The following is an 18,105-nucleotide window of genomic DNA, read 5'->3' as shown; positions in this document are numbered from 1 at the left end:
TTTTTAAATAAGAATTGCGTATATAAATAAAAAGTTTTTCCACAGTGCGCGAAATGGTATTTTCGTCTTTAAAAGCAACTCAAATGAAAACGATACTCGTCACCGGCAGCAACGGATTGCTCGGACAGAAAATTACCGAAAGAATACTGGAGACCAGACAATTCAGGCTCGTCGCTACCGCTAAAGGCATTAACCGCTACCCGGTAAAGGAAGGTTATACGTACGCGGAAATGGACATCCTGGATCCGGAGCAGGTGCGGCAGGTCGTTGAACAGTACCAGCCCGATGCAATTATCCACACTGCGGCCATGACCAATGTCGATACCTGCGAAGATCAGCGCGAACTTGCACACCAGCTCAATGTCGGATCGGTGCAGACGCTGATCAAGTTGGCCGAGGCGCATAATATCCAGCTCGTCCATCTGTCTACGGACTTTATTTTTGATGGAGCAGATGGTCCCTATGACGAGCTGGCAGCTCCCAATCCCCTCAGCTATTACGGGGAGACCAAGCTGGAAGCGGAAGAGGTCATCAAGAACTCCCGCTGTAAATGGACCATTCTCCGGACCATCATCGTTTATGGCATCGTGAGCGATATGAGCAGAAGTAATATCGTGCTATGGGCTAAAGGTGCACTTGAAAAAGGTGCACCCATCAATGTGGTCAACGATCAGTGGCGCATGCCCACACTTGCAGAAGACCTTGCAGATTGCTGTCTGCTGGCAGTAGAGAAGGATGCTCAGGGTGTATACAATGCTTCCGGTAAAGATATGATGAGTATTTCTGAGCTGGTAACACGGGTGGCTGATTTCTGGAAGCTGGACAAAAGCCTGATCAATGAAATCAGTTCAGCCTCGCTAAACCAGGTTGCAAAGCGGCCACTGAGAACAGGGTTTATCCTGGATAAAACCATCCGGGATCTTGGATATGCCCCACATAGTTTTGAAGAAGGACTTGCCGTACTAGATAAGCAGATAAAACTTGGTTCCAGCTAAATTGACCATTATACTGCCCAAACAAAAAAGCCTTAGATATTTCTAAGGCTATTCGTGCACTGGTAGGGATTCGAACCCCAAACCTTCTCATCCGTAGTGAGATGCTCTATCCAGTTGAGCTACAAGTGCATTCTTTGTTAATGGATTGCAAAGGTAATGTTTGGTTTTTAATTTCACAATTTTTTCCGTAATTTCTCTGTGATTAAGGTATAATTATCTGTTACCCACCGGATTCTTTTCAATCTGTATCAGCTTTTAACGCGATTTATACCCTGTTATACCAATCTCTGGATAAGCAAACAACCTATACCGCTCTCAGCATCCATGTAGCCTGCACCTTTGGGGGTGGTTCCTGGTTATTCTTTACATGTTCCGGCAAGACCTTTAACAAGTGCGGCATAGCACTTAATGCCTGGTAGTTGATTACCGCTTCATGCACTACTTCAAATCCCTGATCTTCAAAGAATCCACCGGCAGCCAGATAACTTTCGAACTTATTGCCTTCAATATTGTGCTGCTCAAAAAAGGTTGTCTCACCTTTGCTTTGGGGTATACTAGCCTGCATTTCTGCAGAACGCCTTATATACACGTCGGCAGTGATCCAGTATCCGCCCCGTTGCTTCAATACAGCATGTATTATCCTGCAAAGCCGCTTTTTCTCCTCAATATCTAGATACATCAGCAATCCCTCATTTACAATAGACAGTTCGCCTTTACCAAAGTGGTCAACAATGCCCTCAAATTCCTGCTCATTCAGCGCATTGAGCGGCAGTAGCTCAAATTTGCCTTTTACATTTTTGTCTGCTTCCAGTTGAGCGATTAAGGTTCGCTTGGCAGCAACCACTCCGCTAAGATCTGTATCGATGCAGTGAACAGCCGGATCTTTCAGACAAAGGTCCAGGCAGCGGAGGGAATACCCTGAAGACAATTCAAGGATGTTCTTGATGCTGGCCTGTTTCAGCAACTGGTCGATACTCCAGTAGCGGGCCTCAAAATGCATTACCCTGATCCAGAACCAAAAGTCCTTATTATCAAAATTCAGCCCGAAGACTTCCGGACCCTGCATCAGGGCAGCTGTTTCCCTTGCAAAAGGTATGTCTGTATAGCCCTTCATCAGTAACAGTGATCTGGCAGAAGGGCTAACACTGGTAAAATCTTTTTGTTCCTGTGACATTATATTCGCTTTTTGCGAAATATACAAACAAAAAACAGGCGGTAAGAAAGGTAAATCAGGCTGATGCGGTAACCCGGAAGTTGCTCAGAAGATTTATGATATCGGTTTCGGTAATCAGTGAAGGCTCTTCAAATTGTTTTTTAAGCAACTCTATAGGTAAATGGATAGTACCTGTGGTGGTTTTCAAAAGTACTCCCGAAGGGTTCTGGCTGCTTGAAAGGTATACGCCTACATTGGGGGTAAGCGCTTGTAAACGGATCAACAATTCATAAACTACATAGGTGGCTATTTCCATGCTACAAAGCTAGTTTAACCTCAATATAATATTAAATTATCATTTTGTTAACATTAAGTCAATGATCAACGTACAGTTAACATATCTCCCAGCGGATGTCCAAGGCATTTCATCCTGTAATAGTGCTGGCAAAGAGGGTCGGATAATAGAGCAGCAACGCTCATTTACTGGAAACATCAATACTGTAGTTCCTTGCCCAGACGCTGTTACTCATCTCAAACTGCTGTTGTCCGGTAAAGCCAAGGTAGGCGTCTATCAGTATGCATTAATGTTCTATGTAGATTAACATTTCGGATAATAAGTGTTAGTATGACCGGGCTTGTTCTTTTGGGTAGGTTTGTTTATTGCAGAATAATTCGAGGTCCGTAACTGTTCATATTCATAAAAAAACGGGGAGACATGGCTGTCTTCCCCGTTCTGTTATAAGGACCTTGCTGAAATATTAAAAGCTGTAACGCAGGGTTGCTCCGTAAGTCCTTGGATCGCCAAGTACGCCGGCATACAGACCTGAGTTGCCGGCGGCAGCCTGCAATTGCTCGAAGTAATGGGTCTGCCCAAGGTTTCTGCCCCAGCCGAAGATGGAGAACTTTGTGGACTTGAATCCTATGCGCGCATTTACCAGAGAATATCCATCCACATTCAACACTTTTGAAGGTGTGGGGTTAGAGGAATAATCGGAACGATAAGTTACGTCTGTGGCAATAAACCATCTGCCCTCAGCTACAGATAACTTGCCGGCAGTACTCAATTCTATGCCTCCGGATGTATTCCATTTGGAAATACCTGGCAATCTGCCGCCTGAAGCATCTTTGAATGCAACCTGTGTAGATTTTCCGTCTATGATTTCCGTATGTCCTGTTTCTTCAAGAGGAAGTGGAGCATTGGTGAATTTCTTATACTTGCCGTCAAGATAAGCTACGGCAGCATTAATGGTCAGGTATCTATCCAGCTGATAGCTACCGTCAATTTCAAGACCTTTTACGTTTACCTTTTCTGCGTTGGCCAGGTACCCCCTGTTCACGCCAAGCTGCGGTGACTGTACGTTGGTCTGGTAATCCTTGATGTCGGTCTTGAAGGCAGTGATGTTCAGTATTGAGCCCTTTACTGGTTTGGTTTTGGCACCGATCTCATACTGTTGTACATATTCAGGCTTTACAACGGCCAGGGAAAGGTCTGCTTTTCCATCGGACGTGGTTGGCAAACCGCCTACGTTTACACCAACTGGCTTGTAACCGGTAGAGAAGGTTCCGTAAACATTCAACCTAGTACTTGGACGGTAAGAAAGGGTAAGGTTACCAGAAAGGTTGTTGTTATCTGTACTGGTGCTGAATTGCTGATTGCTGTAAACTGCTGCTTTAAGGGCGAGCAGTTTGGCATCTGTAGTTTGCAGGCCGCCATAGGTTACCCTGTCATAATCTACGTCTTTTTTGTCGTAGGTAAACCTCAGGCCTGGCAGCACATGTAGTTTAGGCAGGAACTCCCAGTCGATCTGCGCAAATACTGCGGCGCTCAGCGATTTGATAGTAGAGTTGGTTCTGATGCCGAAGTTGTCAAGCAAGCCGGGTGTTGAGTATAAGGCTTGGTCACCGGTGTTGGCGGTCTGAACGAACCTCCACTGGTCTTTGCCTACTTCTTCAGTCTGGTCCAGTCCTTTCAGGTTCTGACCAAGAAAAAATAAACCTACTACACCACTGATTTTCTCATTGATATTACCGGCATACCTGAACTCCTGTGAATATTGGTCATGGCGTGAATTGCCCTGGGATTTGGTAAGTGCGGATACTTCAGAAAAATCTCTGTCATTGGTCGGATCCCAATTCCAGAACCTCCATGCGGTAGTGGAAGTCAGGGTTCCGTTGCCGATTTTATAATCTATGTTTGCCGAGACACCACCGATGGACTGGTTTTGTTTCCACGGAGTATTGGTGTTGATCTCCCTGGAGAACGGATCGATTTTAGGTTGCTGGTAACCCAGATCGGTAAGGATTTGAGCGTACTGGCGGTAAGCACTCCTTTCGGTAGTGGTTACTCCTGCAATAACCAATGGGTAACCTGCGGGGTGCTGGAAGCTAACATCGCTGCTCAGCAATACCTGCAACCGATCGGATGGAGTGTAATACAGCTGACCTTTCAACCCCAGGTTGTTCTGACCGCTGTATTTGCGCTCTTCCCTGGTGTTGAAGATGGTGCCGTCACGTTGTGTACCTGAAATTGCGATCTTAGCGGCCAGATTTTTGGCGATGCCACCCGAAACACTTGCCTTTGCCTGGATGAAGTTGTAGCTGCCTACGCTGAATTCTGCTTTTGCAGTTGGTGTTTGTGCCGGCTTGGTAGTAGTGATGTTGAACGCACCTGAGGTGGTATTTTTGCCGAATAAGGTTCCCTGGGGACCGCGCAGGATTTCTATCTGCTCGATGTCCAGGAAGTCCGTAGACGTAGCAGCCGGACGGGCCTGGTAAACTCCATCCACATAGAAGCCTACGCCTGGGTCGATACCGTCGTTGGTCAGACCAAATGTTGAACCCAGGCCCCTGATGTTAAGCGTAGTGTTCCTTGCGTTAGATGCATACAGCTGTACGGAAGGCACCAGTTCTTTGAGGCGGTTTACGTTGAAAGCTCCGGCATTTTCAGCCGCCTGGCCGCCGATAACGGTGATCGGAATCGGCACATCCTGGAGCACTTCCGAACGCCTTCTTGAGGTAACGACGATTTCTGCCAGGTCTTCGTTTTCTACCAGGGTTAACTCAAGCGGAGTGTTCTGGAGCTTTTGTACTTGGAAGTCCTGCGGTTTATAACCGACGGAACTAACGCGGATATAGAATGGCAAATCCTGCTTTACGCTTAGGCTAAAGGCCCCGTTTTCGTCTGCAACTGTGCTGCCGCTCGCGCCCCTCACCTGGATGCTTGCATGTGGTACAGGTGTGCCTTTGGGACTTTTAATGACACCCGTCAAAATACTCTGGGCAAATGTACTGCCTGACCATACCAATAATGGCAGGATAAAAAGTAAAACTTTTTTCATGGTTTGAAATTGAAAATTAGATGGATTATCGTGTGTTGATCTTTAAGACATTCCTGCTATAGAACTGTGGCAACAACAACATATGTTGTAAAAAGTACTTATATATAGGTCAGTTCTCATTGTTTCGATCTCTTTATTTCAGCTGATCTCGTGCAAATATAAAAGCAATTATCTATAAAAAAAACAAAATCTATAGAAATGGTAGTTTTTTAAAAAAAAATGGCTGAAGCGGCCGCTAAGCTCTATCAGGACGGGTATTTACTTAATTTCAATTTGCTAACTTTGGTGATAATGGAACAAGCTAAAGACAGACACTCGCTTGACAGGGAACGGTCCCTTCAGGAACTGCAAAATGTTCCGGAATGGGATATCCTAATAACAGGTGGTGGAGCAACTGGATTGGGAATTGCCCTTGACGCTGCTGCGAGGGGTTATAAGGTTTTGCTTACCGAGCAGCACGATTTTGCAAAAGGAACTTCCAGCAGAAGCACCAAGCTGGTCCATGGAGGGGTACGTTATCTTGCTCAGGGTAATTTTGGTCTGGTGCGAGAGGCTTTGCACGAGCGTGGTCTTTTATTGAAAAATGCACCGGGGCTGGTTGAGAAGCAAGCTTTTATCATTCCTTGTTACAGCTGGTGGGAAGTATTGAAGTATCTGGTGGGGTTGATTCTGTATGACTGGATGTCCGGAAGTTACAGTTTCGGGCGTTCTGGTTTTTTGTCACCCAGCAGGGTGCTTGAGGAACTTCCCGGGATACGGGGAAAGGGACTTAAAGGTGGAGTGCGCTATTATGACGGAAAGTTTGACGATGCCCGGCTGGCGCTGGCTATTGCCCGGACGGCGTCCGCAAAGGGTGCTACACTGATCAATTACATGAGACTGACTGCTTTTTGCAAGGACCTGGGCAAGATAAACGGTGCATCACTCCGGGATATCGAGACAGGTTTGTCTTATGAGGTAAAGGCAAAGGTTGTGATCAATGCTACAGGGGTTTATGTAGATCAGGTATTGCGTCTGGACGAAGCTGCCGTCACTCCCTTAGTAAAGCCCAGCCAGGGCGTACATATTGTACTTAAGTCTTCCTTTATGAAAGGGAACAATGCTTTGCTGATACCCACTACCGTTGACGGCAGAGTACTTTTCATCGTGCCGTGGCATGGATATTTGCTTGCCGGGACTACAGACACACCAATGGATCATACGGATCTGGAGCCAGTTGCACTGGAAAAAGAAATAGATTTTATCCTTGGAGCCGCGGGGCAATACCTGGAGAACATTCCGCAAAGAAAAGATATCTTAAGCGTTTTTGCGGGCCTTCGGCCGCTGGCTGTGATTAAGGGGAGAGCCGGGGCTACCAGGGAGATGTCAAGGAGTCATAAACTTATGACTTCATCGTCCGGACTCGTTACAATTACCGGCGGGAAATGGACTACCTACCGGAAAATGGCAGCGGACACGGTTGATATGGCGTCTTCTGTTGCAGGTTTGCCGTCCGTCCCGTGTCAGACAGCGCACATTTTACTGGAACACACAGATAGAAAGAGCCATCTTCTGCATGCCGCGGAAAGAATAAGCAAAAAGGAACTGGAAATAGTGGTATCTAAGGCTGTTCATGATGAGATGGCCAGAACGGTAGAAGACATACTGGCCAGACGACTTCGTATCCTGTTCCTGGATGCGGAAAAGGCGATCGGACTTGCTGCGGATGTGGCGGCGCTGATGGCAAAGGAGCTTAACTATGACAAACTATGGGAAAGGACTCAGGTAAAGAACTTTTCTGAATTGGCTTTAGGATATTTGAAGAAATAAAAATGATAAGAGTAAAGATGCTGCTGTTGCTGGCCATGGGATTACCACATGCGCTCTGTGCCCAGGATATACTGGTGCGTTTCGAAACGACCAAAGGTAATATATTGGTCAAGCTTTATGGGGAAACGCCGCAGCACAGGGATATGTTCCTGAAGGCAATCAGAAAGGGCTGGTACAAAAATGCAGAATTCAACCGCGTGATTGCCTCCTTTGTAAGTCAGGGCGGGGATTTAGATGATACGATATTGAACCGTGAGAAACGGATGGCTGAGGCCAGGGGATTGATGCCTGTTGCCCTGGCCAAACGACTCCCAGCAGAGATCAGGACGGGTCTGATCCACAAAAAGGGTGCGCTTGGGGCCGGCAGGGATGACAATAAGGAAAAAGCCTCTTACTTTCGGCAGATCTATTTTGTCGAAGGCAGGGTCCAGACAGATGCACAACTGAATGCTGTCGAGCAGCGTAAGGGAATCAGGTTTTCAGTGTCGCAGCGCGAGATTTATAAGGCACTTGGCGGTACGCCCGGGCTTGATGGCGATTACACCGTATTCGGAGAAATTGTATCAGGTATGGAAGTTGCTGAAGCGATCAATCGTGTACCCGTAGATAAAGACGATGTTCCGCTACAAAGCGTGAAGTTTAAGGTGTTAAGGGTAAGAGGCGAGATTTCTGGTACACCGGAAATCAATTAAAATCATATCTTTGCAGCTCTAAATGTATTTGGATCCTGGTCCTATACCCGGATTTTAACTTAAAAAACAAACCGAATGCTGAATATTGTTCTCTTTGGCCCTCCGGGTGCAGGTAAAGGCACTCAATCAGAAAAATTGATCAACAAATATGGCCTGGTACATATCTCTACCGGAGATTTGTTCCGGGCTCACATTAAGAACCAGACTGAACTTGGACAAAGGGTAAATGCGCTGATCGCTGAAGGACAACTGGTACCTGACCAGATCACAATTGACATGCTGGAAGAGGAAGTAAGTAAGAATCCTGGTGCAAAGGGTTTTATCTTTGACGGATTTCCAAGGACTGTCGCGCAGGCAGAGGCCCTGGATACTTTTCTCGAGAGTAAGGGTACGCGTATTGCCGGCGTGATCGCTTTGGATGTGGACCAGGATGAACTGACCAGGCGTATTGCACAGCGTCAGCTGGAAACCGGACGTGTGGACGACCAGGCTGATAAGCTACAGAAACGAATTGAAGAATATTTTAACAAGACCATTCACGTCCTGCCTTTTTATGAAGGACAGGGCAAACTGAGCAAGGTAAACGGTATCGGTAGCATAGAAAATATCTTTGCTGATCTTTGTGCCGTGATAGACCGGTACTAAATTTAATGTCACAGGGTTCAAATTTCGTAGATTATGTGAAGATCTGCTGCCGCTCCGGAAAGGGTGGTGCAGGTTCCGCACACTTGCACCGGGATGTCAGGACAGCTACCGGTGGACCTGATGGTGGTGACGGTGGACGTGGTGGTCACATCGTGCTTCGTGGTAATACGCAGTTTTGGACCTTGCTGCATTTAAAATACAGAAAGCATATCATTGCCGAGGACGGTGCACCCGGATCCGGTGGTTGTTCTACCGGAAAGTCAGGTAGAGACGAAGTACTAGATGTGCCGCTGGGTACGATTGCCAGGGATGCTGAAACTGGTGAGGTACTGTTTGAGATAACCCGTGACGGACAGACAGAAATACTGACCCGAGGGGGAAGAGGTGGTCTGGGTAATGTACACTTTAAGAGTGCTACAAGGCAGACCCCCAGGTTCGCACAGCCAGGTGAGCCGGGACTTGAACAATGGAATGTACTGGAGTTAAAGGTACTTGCTGATGTCGGTTTAGTGGGCTTTCCCAATGCAGGCAAATCTACTTTACTTTCTGTTGTATCGGCAGCTAAGCCTGAGATCGCTGATTATCCCTTTACTACTTTGGTACCTAACCTGGGCATTGTTGCCTATCGTGACGGAAAATCTTTTGTAATGGCAGATATTCCCGGTATCATTGAAGGAGCTTCTCAGGGTAAGGGTTTAGGCTACAGGTTTTTGAGACATATTGAACGCAATTCGGTATTGCTGTTTATGGTGCCGGCAGATACGGACCGCTCAATTGATGAGGAATACAGGATATTGAAGGCGGAACTCCAGGAATATAACCCTGAACTGATGCAGAAGCCGCATATCCTTGCTGTGACTAAATCTGATATGCTGGATGATGAGCTTAAGACCGAGATGTCTCGGCAATTGCCGCAAGGCTTACCCACAGTGTTCATTTCCTCAGTTGCCCAGCAGGGCCTTTCAGAACTAAAGGATTTGCTTTGGCAGGCGATCAATACACCTCCTGCGGAATAAAACTTCTTAGTTTTTATTTTTTAGGACCTGGCACTTTTTCTTTCGACACTCAATACTCTGTAGATCAATAAAAGGCTCAGTATCATACAAACTGCCCCGATCAGAAAGTGTACACCCGGAAAATTAAACGGGGCCTTGTCTGAGGTAAAATAAGCGAATGTACCATTCATGATCAGTGGTCCGATGATCGTAGTAAGGCTCATGAGGCTGGTAAGTGCACCCTGAAGCTCGCCTTGCTGATTAGAGGGGACATGGCCGGATATGGAGGACTGAAGAGCGGGACCACAGATACCACCGAGACAATAAGGGATCAGGAAGGCGAACATCATCCATCCCTCTGTGGCGAAAGCAAAAAGTATCAGACCAAGTGCATACAGGGACAAGCCCAGGTAAATACTCTTCTCGTTTCCGATTTTTGGATTGATTACCCGGGTGAGGCCGCCTTGTACGGCACCAACCAGTACACCAACCACCGCAAGTGAAATGCCAACCATCCTCTCGCTCCAGTGGAAACGATAAATGGTAAAGAAGTTCCAGTTGCCCTGTACAGACTGCGCACCAAGGTAGATCAGAAAGAAACTAACCGCAAGCCCGCCGATTTCAGGGTGATGGGTAAGGAATCTGAGGGAACCGAATGGGTTGGCGCGTTTCCAGTCAAATGGCCTGCGGTTCTCTTTACTTAAAGATTCCGGAAGGAAAAAATAGCCATAAAGGCAATTGAGGAGACAAAGTGCCGCCGCTGCATAAAAGGGAGCCCGGATGCCCCAGGTAGCGAGGAACGCACCCAACGCGGGGCCAAGTACAAATCCTAAACCAAAGGCAGCTCCGATGATGCCGAAATTTTTGGCTCTTGAGGTCTCGTCGGGACTGACATCTGCTATATACGCAGTAGCAGTGGTGAAACTGGCACCGGTAATTCCAGCAATGACCCTTCCGGCAAACAGCCACCCGTATGCGGGTGCTAATGCCAGTATGATGTAGTCGATCCCAAAACCCAGCAACGACAACAACAGCACCGGCCGGCGTCCATACCTGTCGCTCAGGTTTCCGATGACCGGAGAAAATATGAATTGTGTAATCGCAAAAACCGAAAGGAGCAAGGCACCATAGGTACTTGCTTCATTGACTGGAATGCCCTTTAACTGGGCAATCAGGTCTGCCATTACCGGGATGATGAGCCCCCAGCCCATGATGTCAATGAGCAGGGTAACAAAAATAAAGCTGATAGCGGCTTTGCTGGAACGGGCCATGTTTTTCAATTTGGGCTTGCAAGGTAGGATATTTCTGTTGTCAAATCAATGGGTCTTTCTACTGAGTATCCGTCTTTTCTTTACCGGAACGGCCGGATCGCCACGACAGATGGTATATGCCTGGAGATTGCGGGTTGCAACGGAACCGATGGATAATACAGCGTGTGAAGATATAGTAACGCCGGGGGCAACGATTGCTCCCGCACAGATCCAGACGCCATCCTCAATAAGGATCGGACTGGTGAGGAGACTGAAATCAGGGACGCTGTAATTGTGGTTCCCGGTAATAAGCATGGCATGCTGTGAGATACAAACATCACTGCCAATGATGACGTGGTCGAGATTATCTATATAGCAGTCTGCCAGCCAGGAGCGGTCGCCAATGCGGAGTTTCCAGGGATACCTGATGTAAATATGTGGTTTTATCCTTACTTCTTTACCTATTCTGGCACCGAACAGACGGAGTATGAAAACCAGAACGTTGCTGAATGGTACAAGCCCGCTACGGAAAATGAACAGGCTGACGAAATACCAGCATGCAAAACGCAAGGGCGAGGCTCCGGTGTTAAAGCCATTCTTATCAAACTTTTTGCGAAGTTTTGTGCCTGCCATTACCTCCCGGTGTTCAAAATCTTGTCCATATGCATATCAGGGCCGCCAGTAGCAGATAAATTATGCTGTTGTAAATATCATGGTGGTCGAGGTGGAAAACAAAATATCGTCGGCCAACCGGGTTGTGCAGGGAGATCAGTACAAGTCTCAGCATGTTGCAGCACTGGATGAAGCAAAGTCCGAACAGGAGAAATGGTAATTTGCGAGGTTTCGGATAAGAGATAACGAAGGCAGCAAAGTTGCTCATAACCCCGTAGCCCAGGCAGGAGTAGACGATGTTGAAGCCCGAATGTCCGGTTACAGTAAGGCCGTTTGTCCGGGTATGTACACTATAGCCAAGGTATTTAAGCAGGATCGATGTACCACAGACCGTAAAATTGCGCCATTTGGTAATGTAGTTAAGATGTGTGCCAACAAAATCTGAATAACTTCCGCCTGGAGTGCTTAATGAAATGAGGACAATGTTGGATGTGTATAAAAGACTAAACCAAAACAGGAACCGTAACGGAAATGTAATTGTGGAATTTGGTTTTCCCGGATCGTACCTTCTGACTTGCTTTTGCTTTTCATCGATTTTAATATCGGCGAGTAGTCTGAACCAAAATGCGTGCAGAAAGTGGAAGATCATTCCTTGTTTACCATCCAGGAAGCCCATGCGGATAAAAAACCTGTAGCAGAAATAAAGAAAAGGGCGGAAGTACAACGGAAGGCTGTTCCATAGCTGTTGCCGGAATGCATTGCGCTGATTAGCATGTCCCCTAATGGCCCGGACCACGATATGGCTTTTTGATCTCAGATCACATCCGGGATCTGAAAGTGCCGCCTCTGCAAGCAGGTCGGCATAGTGGTTGTGCTTAATGATCCAGAAGTCTATGTTGTTTTCTTTTTCATTTCTTTCCAGCAAAGGGGCATGTTTCCACCGGACCGTTTTCCCCTCCACCTGGAAACGATGATCAAGTACTTCGTTGAGGTCTGACCAGCCGACGCTATATCTGAACATCTTAAGCTGATATTGCGGATAGCATCCCCCGTACCTTATCCATTTACCTCTGAAATAATGTTTGCGGTTGAAATAAATACCGTCTATATCAGGATAGTCTGTGTCCTGGAATTGCTGGAGCTTGCGGATCAGGGCGTTGGACGGGTATTGGTCAGCATCTAGACAGATGACCCACGGCGTTTGTATGCTGAAGGCCTGGAGTGCAGCTTCCCATTGTTTGGGATGGTTTTCAAAAGTATGCTGCCGGAAATCGGCATGATACATTTGTGCGATGTCCCTGGTCTGGTCTGTACTGCCTGAGTCCAGTATACAGACCCGGGCTTTGAGTCGGCTGATGATGTTGAGCAACCTTGGTAAATGCAGCTCTTCATTTAACGTAAGGATGATAAAGGTGTATGCTACGCTCATTTAATTAAGGATGAGGTTTGTATAAGGATTGATATAACCGGGCATATCTGGGAAGCAACAGCGCGGATGAAAAGTCATGCTGTATTTTATGAGGTGCTTCTTTGCTGATGCGCATCCGTTGCCAATTGCTGTTGAACGCTTGTGTTAGTGTATTTGCAATTGCCTTTTGCTCGGGTGTACAGACCCAACCAAGATTTTCCTTCTTTACGTACTCCGCAAGACCTACCTGGTCTGATATAGCGACGGGCAGGCCATAGCTAAGACTTTCTGTAATGATGTTGGCAAAATTCTCATTGAGAGAGAACAATACGAGCAGATGGCTTTCACTGAGTAATTTTTGTTTGGCCGGACCGGATACCTGTCCGGCCCAATTGATGTGGGTACCAAGACCAGATCGGTCTGCAAGTACTTGAAGTTTTTTAAGGTAGCTGATGTTGCCTGTGCCTGCTATGGTCAATGTCCAGCGAAAGTTGAGTACAGGAAGCGCCCTGAACAGGATCTCTAAGCCCTTTTTTTCTTCTATCCTGGAAAGGAAGAGCATATGGAAGTTCCCGGTCTGAACGGGTTTGCACATTCCTTTGCTGTTGCCCACGAGGTTGGGGATTACGGTGATACGGGCTCGGGGAAGAATAGAAAGAATGTCATTCTTCTCTTTATCTGTTGTTGCATGGAGGTGACACCGGAGCAGCAGGTATTTCCCCAGCAATTGATGGATTATCTGTTTTGATAAATTATGCCTGTTAGAAAAAGTATAACCGGTGAGCATACCTCTTGGTGAAAGCAGGCAAGGGGTATTGCAGATCAGGACGATGACACAGGACAGAATAGAAGTAAGGTTCCACCAGGCATGGATATGTACAATTGTTCCTGTTTTTTTCTTGCCTATAGACTGATAAAGCTTAAGAAGCAAGCCAGGTGAGAAATGGGAGTGGTCACCCGTAAGACGTTGGAAATACCACACGGGTACTCTGGTTACTTTGAGTGGTCGCCTGCCGGACGGGGGTAATTCCTGGCTGCCGTTTGCCGTTGTCGTGAACACGACGCTCTGTTCTCCGTTTTTTCGTTGTGCCTCGCAAAGTAGTGACACTGAAAGTGTAGTGCCACCATAAATAAAGGCTGGTTTGTAAGATGGTGTAATGTGTATGATTCTGTTCACAGGCGAAAGCATCCTTGATATCATTTATGCCGAATTAGTTTAAAGTGTTTGAACAGCCAGAATATGATCTGCATCAGTAAGCAGCCGTAGACGATGTTGTTGAGCAAGAATTCGAGTGTGTTTCCCCGCCATAAACATTGAAAGATGCCATTGAAGATAATGGAACAACCTATTGTGTAACCACCGAAACGGTACTCACAGAAATTGCAAAGCTTCTGTACAAGAAAACCATAGACAAAGAAAAACAACACGATGATTTTAGTCCCTCCACTGAGGTAGGCATCTACTATAGGTCTCGTTTTGGCAGACGCAGTTGAAGCACGGTTAACGATGCCGGTTTGGTAAACCCGTTCCATCGCCAGAGCTTCACTTTCTGGTTTCTCCCGCCATATTGCCCTGGGAATGATGGCCTGTACTGCGTTTTCTAAAATACTGGTTCCATAATAGGGAGAATGTTCGGGGACAGCACTGATATACTGAGTGAACATACCGATCTCACTGACGCGGTTGATCAGAAACCCCTGGTGGTCTTCTTCAACTCTGGTGGCCTGTTGCTTATCTGTAAGCTGATCTAGACCAGACTGCCCCGCCTCAAAACTGTTCTTTTGTTTTGTCCAGCTGTATTTCCTTATGGCCGTAGTGAATGTGGGTAGTGCGAGACAAAATACAAGGATTCCGGGCAGTGCCAGCGAAATAACAATACGTTTGTAATAGGGATAGGCGATTAAGGCCAGTAGGAGGATATGAATGAGTATGCCTTCTTTATAACCACTGAAGAGTGCCTGGAAGGCACTGAATAAATAAATACCTCCGCCGATAATGATGCGTAAGGGTTTTCTGTGCAGTAACCCATTGAGGAGGAGGCTGACGGCACCGCAAAGGGATAGCATTAACATGGGTTGACGAAATTGGACGATTTGAGGGATATGATTCAGGATTATGGCAACAACGAGAGGAACACTACATAATTTGTAAAGCAAGCGATGTACAGGAGCGACGATATGAAATGAAGATCGGGGCTGGTTAATCATCCCCAGAATTATACCACCGCAAAGGGATGCGTGACCCAGCAGGCACAGACGCTGACAACGGGCAATGAGATCGGTCCTGTCGTCAAAAGGCAATGTATGATCGGGGAGGCCATTATTTTGAATATGGTTTATAAAGTAGAATATGGAAGTGCAACACATGAAGCCTGCGAAAATGAGTTGAATGAGTACAATGGGCCGCATAACCTGCTGTCGGAGACTGAGATCAGATGGCAGAATGCGAAGGGGTGAAACCAGGGTAAGGTAAAAGATCAGGAACGAGCCTGACCAGGCCATCAGGTATGAAAATACTGGAAATGATCTGACCATCCAGGCCAATGCGTATGGGATAAAGATCAGGATAATGAGGGGTTTATTGGATTGATAAGGCATGGAGTATTGATTTTACCTGTGCGCTAAAACTCCATTCCCTGACGAATTTCTGAGCCTGTAGCCCCATAGAGACAAGTGTATTGCGATCGGTGGTCAGTAACCGGAGTTTATTCTGCAGGTCGTTTTTATCGTTGCTCTTGAAGCACATTCCCCAGTCCGGTCTGACTAAATCTGTTGCCGCTCCGACGCGATCTGAAACAAGTACGGCTTTTGCTGCCGCCATGGCCTCGTTAAGGGCGAGTCCCCAGGTTTCATGTGTGGAAGGCATGCAGAAGAGATCACAGGACTGGTATACCCGTGGCATTTCGCTTTGGTTCTGGAAAGGCAGGAAGTGAATTCGCGGATGTTTATACTTTGTACTTAGTTTTTTGGCCAACGGGCCACTGCCAACCAGTAGCAGGCTGGCCTGGGGGATGTTTGCGTCTATAAAGGTTTCGAGCACAAGCTGGGGGTTCTTGTGGCGTGTCATTTTCCCAGTAAATAGAATCAAGATCTCTTTTTCATCAATCCCAATCGCTTTTCTAAGCGAAGGTCCATGACTGGTGCGGGAAAAACGATCGTTGTCAATAGCATGGGGTGCGAAGATCAGCTGATGTTCTTTGAGGCCATAGTATTTGAAGTAATTCCGGTTTTCCGCACCCGTATACAGTGCAATATCGATGTGCTTGTAAATGTATTTCAGTGTGATTTTTCTGAGTGCAAGAAAACATTGGCTACTTTTTCTGAGCATATTGGAGTCTCCTCTGAAAAGAACCGGAATTGTACCTTGATAGTTCCTGAGAATGCTGAAATGGCTATGATTTGCCCATCCGTATATCAGCAGATAGTCTGGCCGGAACCTCGATATGGCAGCGGTAGCCCCCATATTGATCGTACCAAAAAAATGGTGGGTGCCTGGGCGGAAACTGTCGTTCTTCAGAAATTCATGGCAGTAACCTTTAAGCAGTGGGATATCCCACTCGAGCTGCATGTGAAAACCTTTATCATGGGCGCCTGGCCGGGAAGTTGTATAAAAAACCTTTAGCAAGGTATGTTTTGACAGCAACTGGAATACAGGGATATAATAAGGTATGGGATGGGTGCAGATGACTGCAAGCCTGGGCGGATTATTCATACTGTTTATTAATTATTCAAGCTTACCATTACAGAGTAGAAGTCTTCGGTTACAGATCGGTAGTTCCGATGAATCATGACCCGTCAGGATAATGGTCTTGTTTTGCTCCTTACTTAAGGATTTGAACTTTTCCAGGCATTGGAGCTCAAAGTCCTGATCTGCAGTAGCCAGTAGTTCGTCAAGTATCAGGATGTCGAAAGGATAATGACAGGCGGCAGAAAGTGCAAGCCTGGCTTGCATCCCCGATGAATACCTTTTTACAGGACTGAAAATGTCATTCTCCAATCCGGAAAAGGAAATAATTGCATCAATATAAGATATGATCTCTTTCTTGCGCATTCCGAGTATAGCGCCGAAAAGACTGATGTTTTCCAGACCAGTAAGCTCAGGATGAAACCCGGTCCGTGTCTCCAGAAGTGCAGTGAGCTTTCCATACCCAGTGATTTTTCCGGAAGTAGGTGTAGTCATGCGGCTCAAGATCCGAAGCAGCGTACTTTTTCCCGATCCGTTGTTTCCCGTGAGATGTATGATCTCACCAGAATAGATTTCAAAGCTGATATTGAAAAGTACATGCCGGAGCTTGTTATATTGCCGATAGGTTTTGCAAAGTTGTTCTGTTTTAATAATCGGGGGATTCATTGTTTATTGAGATCAATTTATATGTAATCAATAAAGTCTTTTTCCGCTCTGTTGAACAGAATAAGGCCTGTGAGTAATAAAACGGTGCTGAACCAGACACATTGAAGGAGCGCGGTCCAGCTGCATGTTCCACTTTGAAAAAGCAGATTCCGGAATGTTTCAATAGCTGTAGCCACAGGGTTAAGGCTAATCACCCATCTTATATTGTCAGGAGCGGCAGAGAGCGGATAAATGACCGGTGTAATATACATGAGCAACTGTAAGGTGAAGGAAAGCAGGAAACTGAGGTCTTTGTATCTGCAGGTGATCGCAGCCAGTATGAGACCTCCTCCGAGCGCCTGGAAAATTAAGGGTATCAGCAGGAGCAGGCTAAACAGGATTTGCCACAACTTTGGCTGGCTCGCCGGAGGACAGTAAATACAGATAATAATAATGAGCACAAGGAACTGTATGGCAAACCGGAAAAGTAATGACAGACAGATATTTACGGGAATGATACACCTAGGCAGGTAGAGCCCGGATAAAAGCGGCAGATGATCTTTAAATAAGGTTGAAGTACGGTTCAGGCACTCGGCGAAGTAGTTCCAGATGATGAAGCCCGTGAGGAAGAAAACCGGGTAAGGCACATTACCTGCAGGGACATGAATGATCTTTCCGAAAATTACACTAAACACTGCAGTACTAAGTAAAGGATGAACAAGGTGCCAAATGGGACCGAGCACGGTTTGCCTGTATAGCGCTTTAATATCACGTACGACCAGGGCTGCAATGAGGTGTCTGTTCCGGAACAACAGCCTGATGCCAAAATGGACAAAGGGCTGACGGGCTTGAATTGTCCAGTTGCTTTTGTGGTTCAT

Annotated in this window: 17 protein-coding genes and 1 tRNA gene; 6 read left to right on the top strand and 12 right to left on the bottom strand. The window is 46.6% G+C overall.

The features are described 5' to 3' along the window. Positions 1-83: 83 nt before the first annotated feature. On the top strand, positions 84-995 hold the full coding sequence (locus tag P2W84_RS04225; protein ID WP_276088857.1) for an SDR family oxidoreductase: 912 nt from the start codon (positions 84-86) through the stop codon (positions 993-995). 55 nt (positions 996-1,050) lie between these two features. On the opposite strand, the gene P2W84_RS04220 is transcribed toward P2W84_RS04225, so the two are convergent. The 4 genes from P2W84_RS04220 to P2W84_RS04205 form a co-directional block, all read right to left on the bottom strand. Continuing rightward, positions 1,051-1,124: transfer RNA gene (locus tag P2W84_RS04220), tRNA-Arg, on the bottom strand. 175 nt (positions 1,125-1,299) lie between these two features. Then, positions 1,300-2,169: a hypothetical protein gene (locus P2W84_RS04215; RefSeq protein WP_276088856.1), complete on the bottom strand. Its 870-nt coding sequence runs from the start codon at positions 2,167-2,169 to the stop codon at positions 1,300-1,302. Positions 2,170-2,224: 55 nt separating this feature from the next. Then, positions 2,225-2,464 (bottom strand): hypothetical protein, encoded by a 240-nt coding sequence (locus tag P2W84_RS04210; RefSeq protein WP_276088855.1) that lies wholly within the window; start codon positions 2,462-2,464, stop codon positions 2,225-2,227. Between the two features lie 442 nt (positions 2,465-2,906). Beyond that, positions 2,907-5,486, bottom strand: a complete 2,580-nt coding sequence (locus tag P2W84_RS04205; protein ID WP_276088854.1) for a TonB-dependent receptor — start codon at positions 5,484-5,486, stop codon at positions 2,907-2,909. A gap of 291 nt (positions 5,487-5,777) precedes the next feature. On the opposite strand from P2W84_RS04205, the gene P2W84_RS04200 reads away from it, so the two are divergent. From P2W84_RS04200 to obgE, 4 genes are all read left to right on the top strand, one after another. Then, a complete protein-coding gene (locus P2W84_RS04200; protein WP_276088853.1) occupies positions 5,778-7,295 on the top strand; it encodes a glycerol-3-phosphate dehydrogenase/oxidase in 1,518 nt (505 codons plus the stop codon). 2 nt (positions 7,296-7,297) lie between these two features. Next, a complete protein-coding gene (locus P2W84_RS04195; protein WP_276088852.1) occupies positions 7,298-7,987 on the top strand; it encodes a peptidylprolyl isomerase in 690 nt (229 codons plus the stop codon). Between the two features lie 75 nt (positions 7,988-8,062). After that, a complete protein-coding gene (locus P2W84_RS04190) occupies positions 8,063-8,632 on the top strand; it encodes an adenylate kinase (RefSeq protein ID WP_276088851.1) in 570 nt (189 codons plus the stop codon). A 5-nt stretch (positions 8,633-8,637) separates the two neighbouring features. Beyond that, the gene (gene obgE / locus P2W84_RS04185; RefSeq protein ID WP_276088850.1) at positions 8,638-9,648 is read left to right on the top strand and encodes a GTPase ObgE; all 1,011 of its coding nucleotides are present in this window, start codon (positions 8,638-8,640) and stop codon (positions 9,646-9,648) included. Positions 9,649-9,668: 20 nt separating this feature from the next. Here the strand turns inward: obgE and P2W84_RS04180 are convergent, their stop codons facing one another. The 5 genes from P2W84_RS04180 to P2W84_RS04160 are packed head-to-tail and all read right to left on the bottom strand — an operon-like array spanning position 9,669 to position 14,970. Further along, positions 9,669-10,898: a TCR/Tet family MFS transporter gene (locus P2W84_RS04180; protein WP_276088849.1), complete on the bottom strand. Its 1,230-nt coding sequence runs from the start codon at positions 10,896-10,898 to the stop codon at positions 9,669-9,671. Between the two features lie 45 nt (positions 10,899-10,943). Beyond that, positions 10,944-11,510, bottom strand: coding sequence for a WcaF family extracellular polysaccharide biosynthesis acetyltransferase (locus P2W84_RS04175; protein ID WP_276088848.1), 567 nt, complete (start codon positions 11,508-11,510; stop codon positions 10,944-10,946). A 13-nt stretch (positions 11,511-11,523) separates the two neighbouring features. Continuing rightward, a complete protein-coding gene (locus tag P2W84_RS04170; RefSeq protein WP_276088847.1) occupies positions 11,524-12,918 on the bottom strand; it encodes a glycosyltransferase in 1,395 nt (464 codons plus the stop codon). Between the two features lie 4 nt (positions 12,919-12,922). Next, a complete protein-coding gene (locus P2W84_RS04165) occupies positions 12,923-14,074 on the bottom strand; it encodes a glycosyltransferase (RefSeq protein WP_276088846.1) in 1,152 nt (383 codons plus the stop codon). Positions 14,075-14,094: 20 nt separating this feature from the next. Next, positions 14,095-14,970, bottom strand: coding sequence for a hypothetical protein (locus P2W84_RS04160; protein ID WP_276088845.1), 876 nt, complete (start codon positions 14,968-14,970; stop codon positions 14,095-14,097). A 165-nt stretch (positions 14,971-15,135) separates the two neighbouring features. On the opposite strand from P2W84_RS04160, the gene P2W84_RS04155 reads away from it, so the two are divergent. Beyond that, on the top strand, positions 15,136-15,354 hold the full coding sequence (locus P2W84_RS04155) for a hypothetical protein (RefSeq protein WP_276088844.1): 219 nt from the start codon (positions 15,136-15,138) through the stop codon (positions 15,352-15,354). A gap of 121 nt (positions 15,355-15,475) precedes the next feature. Here the strand turns inward: P2W84_RS04155 and P2W84_RS04150 are convergent, their stop codons facing one another. From P2W84_RS04150 to P2W84_RS04140, 3 genes are read right to left on the bottom strand one after another with little or no spacing between them, the layout of a single operon-like run. After that, positions 15,476-16,609 carry a glycosyltransferase family 4 protein gene (locus P2W84_RS04150; RefSeq protein ID WP_276088843.1) on the bottom strand — a complete coding sequence of 378 codons (1,134 nt, stop codon included), beginning with the start codon at positions 16,607-16,609 and terminating at the stop codon, positions 15,476-15,478. 12 nt (positions 16,610-16,621) lie between these two features. Beyond that, positions 16,622-17,248: an ABC transporter ATP-binding protein gene (locus tag P2W84_RS04145; RefSeq protein WP_276088842.1), complete on the bottom strand. Its 627-nt coding sequence runs from the start codon at positions 17,246-17,248 to the stop codon at positions 16,622-16,624. A gap of 17 nt (positions 17,249-17,265) precedes the next feature. Then, on the bottom strand, positions 17,266-18,105 hold the full coding sequence (locus tag P2W84_RS04140; RefSeq protein ID WP_276088841.1) for an ABC transporter permease: 840 nt from the start codon (positions 18,103-18,105) through the stop codon (positions 17,266-17,268).

The organism is Pedobacter sp. JY14-1 (assembly GCF_029269825.1).
GTDB lineage: Bacteria > Bacteroidota > Bacteroidia > Sphingobacteriales > Sphingobacteriaceae > Pedobacter.
This window is presented reverse-complemented; position numbering and strand designations above follow the sequence as displayed.